At 61.4% G+C, this 4,448-nt stretch carries 4 protein-coding genes and 3 pseudogenes; 2 read left to right on the top strand and 5 right to left on the bottom strand.

Annotated features, from left to right (window positions below):
* Both Q1B08_RS20950 and Q1B08_RS20945 read right to left on the bottom strand, forming a co-directional pair.
* Window positions 1-733: hypothetical protein (locus Q1B08_RS20950; RefSeq protein ID WP_299823179.1), on the bottom strand; the 733-nt coding region annotated here is incomplete at its 3' end.
* Between the two features lie 16 nt (window positions 734-749).
* Window positions 750-1,076 (bottom strand): annotated as a pseudogene (locus Q1B08_RS20945) (IS3 family transposase); the annotation flags it as partial.
* A gap of 747 nt (window positions 1,077-1,823) precedes the next feature.
* Here Q1B08_RS20945 and Q1B08_RS22225 point away from each other — a divergent pair.
* A pseudogene (locus tag Q1B08_RS22225) lies at window positions 1,824-1,901 on the top strand (hypothetical protein); the annotation flags it as partial.
* On the opposite strand, the pseudogene Q1B08_RS22220 reads toward Q1B08_RS22225, so the two are convergent.
* From Q1B08_RS22220 to Q1B08_RS20930, 3 genes and pseudogenes are all read right to left on the bottom strand, one after another.
* A pseudogene (locus Q1B08_RS22220) lies at window positions 1,880-2,185 on the bottom strand (DUF2711 family protein); the annotation flags it as partial. The pseudogenes Q1B08_RS22225 and Q1B08_RS22220 sit on opposite strands and share 22 nt — an antisense overlap.
* 204 nt (window positions 2,186-2,389) lie before the next feature.
* The gene (locus Q1B08_RS20935) at window positions 2,390-2,638 is read right to left on the bottom strand and encodes a DUF6552 family protein (RefSeq protein ID WP_299823175.1); all 249 of its coding nucleotides are present in this window, start codon (window positions 2,636-2,638) and stop codon (window positions 2,390-2,392) included.
* Window positions 2,628-3,332, bottom strand: coding sequence for an SDR family oxidoreductase (locus Q1B08_RS20930; RefSeq protein WP_299823173.1), 705 nt, complete (start codon window positions 3,330-3,332; stop codon window positions 2,628-2,630). Before Q1B08_RS20930 ends, Q1B08_RS20935 begins: the two co-directional genes overlap by 11 nt.
* A gap of 117 nt (window positions 3,333-3,449) precedes the next feature.
* Here Q1B08_RS20930 and Q1B08_RS20925 point away from each other — a divergent pair, with 117 nt between their 5' ends.
* Entirely contained in the window at window positions 3,450-4,346 is an 897-nt protein-coding gene (locus Q1B08_RS20925) for a LysR substrate-binding domain-containing protein (protein ID WP_299823170.1), read from the top strand.
* The last annotated feature ends 102 nt before the right edge of the window (window positions 4,347-4,448 follow it).

Genomic DNA, 4,448 nt, shown 5'->3' with positions numbered 1-4,448 from the left:
CTCCCCCGTCAGGGGCTGAGAGCGGCCGCCACGTAACCGGACCGGCCGCCGGATACACAGAACTCCTGACACTCCCAAGGGCCGCCATGTCCCTCTCGCGCTCACCGATCACCTCGAGCACCGCGCCCAAGTTGTGCTGGGTTTGAGCCCAATCGAGAGGCACGAGATCGCGGGGCTGCCCGACCAAGGCCAGGCGATAGGCATCTGCCGCTTGGCGGAGCCGGGCAGTCTCTGTCTCTCGCCGCCCTAGCTCCATAAAGAGATTGCCGAGGTTGTTCTGCAGCTTCGCCCATTCGAGCGGTACACGATCGGCCGTCAGCTCGCCGAGCGCGTCTTGGAAGGCCGCCCTTGCCTCCAAGAGTCGCGTGGAACCCTCCTCACGCTCGCCGAGGCGGGCAAGCGCGATTCCAAGGGCCATCTTTGTGCGGCCCCAGTCGAGAGGGCTCGCGTCGCGCGCGGTCTCCCCCAGCGCTGCACCGAACGTGGCGACAGCTTTGGTCAACACCTCGCGGTCGCCGCTGCGCTGGCCGAGCATCCTGAGCGTCTCGCCAAGCTGGCGTTGTGTCTTGGCCCAGCCGCCCGGGTTCGCTTCTCGCTTCCTAACCTCGAGCACCGCCTCGAAGGCGTCGACCGCAGCTATGAGCAGAGGCTCGTTGCCCTGGCGCGCGCCGAGCGTCCGGAGCGTACAGGCGAAGTTGTACGCGGTGCGGCCAGAGCGATCGAGTCTTCTCACTTCACACCGCCACCTAGCCATTCTCGACGGTTAGGGCTGCGGTCATGTCGGTTCCCCACATTGCGTCGATGACCTCCGGGATGATCGTGCCGTTGTGGCTTCGCGGGCCGCAGGGGCGGCCCCCCTAGTCGCCGCCGACAACCTGTTTTCGCGCATCAGTCGAAGCACCCGTTCCTTCGACATCCGCAGCCCGGAATGGCGCAACCGCGCCCACACCTTGCGGTAGCCCTCGCCGTGAAAGGGGGCTGTCGGCGAACACCAGCCGGATCGCCTCGACCAAATCGGCGTCGGACATCGGCCCCACGGGCTCTGGCCGACGTCGCGGCGCGGGCGACGCCCTCGTCGCCCGGCGGCTACGGTAGATGCCTGCCTGGGCGACACCGTAGCGGCGTTCGAGCAGGCATGAACGGCAGCTTTCGGGAAGACGCGTTGCGCCGCGGCGGCTCGGAGCTGGCTACGCTTTACTCCGCGCAGTGGATCGTGCCGCATCTGCGTGGGTCTGAAATGTCCCGCACAGCGGGACTTCGGCAGACAGAGATTGCTGCGCGATGCATGAACGACCGTTTCGGTGAAGCTGCATTGCGGCGTGATTATCTCGACCGAAGGTCTGCTATGAGCCCGATATGTTGAAAACTCCCTTGACCAGCGATCACCCGCCTCTGGCCAGAATTCCGTTCTTCCGACAGTCGAATTTGACCCTCTGATGGGGCATCATAGTCAGTTGCGAGAACGGACGTTCTAAAAGTTCGAGCCGTTTCGACGCCACCCGAGTTTTTCAACATAATCAGCCCTTAGTAGACGGTCATGTTAGATTGGATAAAGGCCCCAGTAGACCTCCGTCATCTTTGAGCAGAGAAACTTTTCAAGCTCACCGAACCGGTCGTCGCGCTCTTTAGTACAGAGGAATGAGCAGCAGCTGTCCCAGTGCGAACCAACCAAGATCGAGCCGTCTTCAGTCGAAATCACACCGTGCGGTGGCACGCTGTCTTCGGCAAGCATCTCGTCGATGGCTTTGCGCTTGGTCTGATCTCCGAATTCATCTGATACAAGCACATGAGAATGACCCAACTCCTTCAGACGGAGTAAGAATTTTCGCTCATTATGCGGGGCGAAACTTCCTTCATCTGGAGGAATGAGCTTTTGCACTTCGATCATTTTTATAAGCTGATCTTTTAAAGATTGGTTCGGTTGCGTTAATCCATGAATGTATGATCTTAAAGCGACATCGATATCGCTGAGCGTCTTGAAGCCTCCTGCGTCCAACACTTCGGCCCACGTTACAGGCTCACAGTCAGCAAGAATTTCATTCCGCGTCGGGTAAGTCGCCGGTCGGAAACGCTCGAATGGAAGTGCTTGAGGTCTAAGAAAAGGCGACAATACCACCCAAACGCTCAAGAAATGTTTGGAATAGGTATCAAGTATTTTGTCACCATTGGGCGTTTGTACAAACATGAGGATTACACATCGTCTTTAAGCTGCTAGGCCGCATCTAGTATGGTTTCGTTGTCTATGAGCTTTCGGGCAAGTGTCCGTTTTGTCCGCATAGCTGACCTTCCGTCACCGCCGATGTTCGCAAGTGCAGCGAACGGCGGCTTCGACGCGCTGCGCTGCAGTATTCTGATCCAGGGCTGAAGGTCGGCTGTGGGCCGAACTACGTCATTGGCTGGCCATGCCCACCAGCATGGAGCCGAGGGCCACGAGGTGGATCAGCATGATCGCCTTATCGTTCCAAAGCACGCCGACGATCAGCCAGCCGAGAACGCCGACGAGGAACAGGTAGAGGTTCCAGGGCGTCCAGCCGAACCCGGTTCCGGCATAGCCGAGGATCTGAATGATCGACGCCACCCACTTCACGACGAAGGCGGTGTGACCGCGCTCGACGATGTTGATTGTTTCAGACCCCACGGGTCAGCCCTCCGTCGACCCGCCAGTTCTGCCCGGTGACATAGCCGCCGTCTTCGGAGGCGAGCCAGCCTATCAGCGAGGAAACCTCGTTTTCCTTGCCGTAGCGGCCCATCGGGATGCGCGAGCGGCGTTCCTCGGTCTCCGGCAGGCTGTCAATGAAGCCCGGAAGGACGTTGTTCATGCGGATGTTCTGCGCGGCATACTTGTCGGCGTAGAGCTTGGCGAAACCGGCGAGGCCGGCGCGGAAGATGCCCGAGGTCGGAAAGAGCGGATCGGGTTCGAAGGCCGCGAAGGTCGAGATGTTGATGATCGTGCCGCCGCCCTGCGCCGCCATAATTGGCGTGACGAGCCGGGTGGGGCGGATCACGTTCAGTAGGTAGACATCAAGTCCCGTATGCCACTCCTCGTCGGTGATCTCGATGAGATCGCCCTTGGGTCCATGCCCGGCGGAGTTGACCAGGACATCAATGCGGCCCCAGCGGTCCATCGCGCCGTCGACGAGGCGTGTGAGATCCTCGACCGACTGGTTCGATCCGGTGACGCCGAAGCCGTCGAGACTCTCGGCAAGTGCCTCCCCCTTGCCGGAGGAAGACAGGACGCCGACCTTGAAGCCTTCGGAGGCCAGGCGTTTCGCAGCCCCGGCGCCCATACCGCTGCCACCTGCCGTGATCAGTGCCACTTTTTCTGTCGTCATGATTCTATGCTCTTTACTGGCCGGAATATGCCGGCTGCATCTGTCGTCCAGAAAGTAAGGGGCTTAGGATACTCCGGCCAGCCAGATCGGCTGTTGCGTGAATGTAGGAAATCTATTGTGCCGGATGAAATCGGCTTGCCGCCCCTGAACGGCCTGCGGGCATTTGCAGCGGCGGGCAGACATCTGAGCTTCCGCGCTGCGGCTGACGATCTTGGCGTGACCCAAGGGGCGGTGGCCCAGCAGGTGCGCGGCCTCGAGGAGCATCTTGGCCTCCGCCTGTTCCTGAGGGAGCCGCGGGGTCTGACGTTCACCGAGAAGGGACGCGCTTACTACGCGTCGGTCTCGCGTGCTTTCTCACACCTCGCGGAGGCGACCGCGACACTCCGGTCGGCACCGTCGCGGGTCACGATCAGCGTGACCCCCACCTTCGCGTCGAAGTGGCTCATCCCGCGGCTCGCGGAGTTCACTAAGGCTCATCCGAACATCGATCTTCGGATCACTGCCACCGAGCGCGTGTCAAGCTTCCATGCCGACGGGATCGATCTTGCAGTGCGTCAGGGGCGGCCGCCGTTCGGGGCGAGCTTGCGCGCCGACCTCCTGTTCCCGCAGGAGGTCATCGCGGTGTGCTCGCCCAATCTGGTTGCCCAACAGAACCTTCCGCTCGACGCCGCGGCGCTGACGCGCATGACGCTGCTGCACGACACGCACGATCTTTGGCCGAAGTTCATCGAGGCGGCCTATGGGCGCGAGGTAGAGCCGCCACGAGGGCTCCGGTTTAACCAGACGACGCTGACTCTCGACGCGGCCTTGGCTGGCCAGGGTATCGCGCTGGCAAGCCGCTTCCTCGTGCAGCGGGACCTCATTGACGGACGCTTCGTTCAGCCGGTCGCCAGCGCTCTCGAAGGAGGTTTGAATTTTCATCTGCTCACCCCGAGACAGGGGGCGTCTGACGTCGCAGTGCACGTGCGAGACTGGTTGCTCGGCATGGCGAACGACGCGGAGGATCGCCGGTAGGCCCTTTATAGTTAGGCAGCTCTGTCCGCGCAGCAGACCTCCGGCGTTACGCAGGGCACTCTGTCGGAATGTCGTTGGTGCGATAATCCGCTATCGGGGCAC

The organism is uncultured Jannaschia sp. (assembly GCF_947494025.1).
Classification (GTDB): Bacteria; Pseudomonadota; Alphaproteobacteria; order Rhodobacterales; family Rhodobacteraceae; genus Jannaschia.
The sequence above is the reverse complement of the archived record's forward strand: the minus strand, read 5'-3'. Positions and strand labels throughout refer to the sequence as shown.

What these genes read in the sequence shown, in the direction of transcription:
- Q1B08_RS20930 (WP_299823173.1), bottom strand. Translation starts at nt 3,332, where the DNA reads ATGACGACAGAAAAAGTGGCACTGATCACGGCAGGTGGCAGCGGTATG.